Consider the following 1,793-nt stretch of genomic DNA (forward strand, 5'->3'; position numbering starts at 1 on the left):
CGGCATGTTCAAATACTTCCTCATCCGCAATCACGGCGGGTATGGCGATAACGGGGAATTGCTGGGTTTCCCCATCTATAACAAATTCATCAAATCAGGCGACGAATTTTCCGCACCGCGTAACAAGTTTGCCGAGAGCCTGAAAAGCACCTACGATGACCTGGACAGTGCTTTGGCCCTGCTGGCGCCGCACTATGGCAACATCAACAATCGCGTGAACCTGCCCCCCGGTTTTTCGGACATTACCGACATCGACAAATACAATACCGTATTCGGCGAGGTAACGCAACAACGCGTGAGCGGCAGCATTGCCCTGGCCATCAAGTCGCGCATGGCCTTGCTGGCGGCAAGCCCCGCTTTCAACGCGGGCGGTAACGCCCAGTTATGGGAGGAAGCGGCCAAACTAACGGCCGATGTGCTGGCCAGCGTTAACGGCGTAGCGGGGCTTGACCCCAAGGGGAACATCTTCTACCTCAAAGCCCAGGTAGATAATGCCGACCTTACCGCCGGCGATAAAAAGGACATTCCTGAAATACTGTGGCGCCGCCCCATTTACACCAACCGTGCGCGCGAACAATCCAATTTCCCACCCACCCTGTTCGGGAACGGAAATGTTAATCCTTCCCAGAACCTGGTGGATGCGTTTCCCATGGCCAACGGCTATCCCATCGGAGATGGGGCCTCCGGTTATGATCCCGCCAAGCCATACGATAAAAGGGACCCGCGGCTGGCCCTGTACATTGTATACAACGGCAGCAAGCTGCGCAACACCACTATCAATACCGGCGTAGGGGCAGGCAACGACGGGCTGGACGCTGTACAGAACTCCACCCGTACCGGCTACTACCTGAAGAAGCTGCTGCGCGAAGACGTGAACGTGAACCCTGTTTCCACCTCCGACCAGAAGCACTTCAACACGCATATCCGGTACACCGAGCTGTTCCTGAATTATGCGGAAGCCGCCAACGAAGCGTGGGGGCCGGATGGTACCGGAACGCAGGCCTACTCCGCCCGTAGCGTGATCGCAGCCATCCGCAAGCGTGCAGGCATTACAGCCTCGGACCTTTTCCTGCAGTCAGTAACCAGCAAAGACGCCATGCGCGAGCTGATCCGCAACGAAAGAAGGCTGGAGCTGTGCTTTGAAGGGTTCCGTTTCTGGGACCTGCGCCGCTGGAAGGCAGACCTCACAGAACCGCTGAAAGGCGTGAGGATCGTTAACGGCACGTACGAATATTTTACCGTGGAGCAACGCGCATACGACAACAGCTATATGCACTACGGGCCTATCTCGAACAGAGAGGTTTTCAAGTTCAACTTCATCCAGAACAAGGGTTGGCAATAACCATTATTAAATTAAAAGCCAGAAGCATGAAACAGACATTGATGGTCATCGCAATTCTTGCGCTCGGGTTACACTCCTGCAAGAACTTTGAGATCACGCACCCGGACTTTAAATACACATCCGGCTTTTTCCCGTACCAGTTTCCGGTAAGAACGCTGGTGCTTGGCGACGATATTTACGATAATACCAACGACAATAACCACCGCTTCCTCATATCCGCGCACATCGGCGGCGTTTATGAAAACAGCCGGGACAGGAGTTTCGATATTGAAGTGGACCAGGCGCTTGCCGGGCAGCTGCTATTCAGTGCCGCCGGCGACACGGTGCGGACGCTGCCTCCCAAGTACTATACCCTCAGCACCAACAAACTGGTGGTGCCCAAGGGCGAAATGTACGGCGGCGTAACCGTGCAGCTGACAGACGATTTTTTCACCGATCCGCAGGCCATCCG

At 55.2% G+C, this 1,793-nt stretch carries 2 protein-coding genes; both read left to right on the forward strand.

Annotated elements, in window-relative coordinates; genetic code table 11:
* Nucleotides 1-1,342: RagB/SusD family nutrient uptake outer membrane protein (locus tag Q0510_RS00560; protein ID WP_298707277.1), on the forward strand; the 1,342-nt coding region annotated here is incomplete at its 5' end.
* A gap of 26 nt (nucleotides 1,343-1,368) precedes the next feature.
* Nucleotides 1,369-1,793 (forward strand): DUF1735 domain-containing protein (locus Q0510_RS00565; RefSeq protein ID WP_298707279.1); only part of this gene is annotated, 425 nt, incomplete at its 3' end.

The sequence above is a fragment of the uncultured Chitinophaga sp. genome (assembly GCF_937874145.1).
Lineage (GTDB): Bacteria > Bacteroidota > Bacteroidia > Chitinophagales > Chitinophagaceae > Chitinophaga.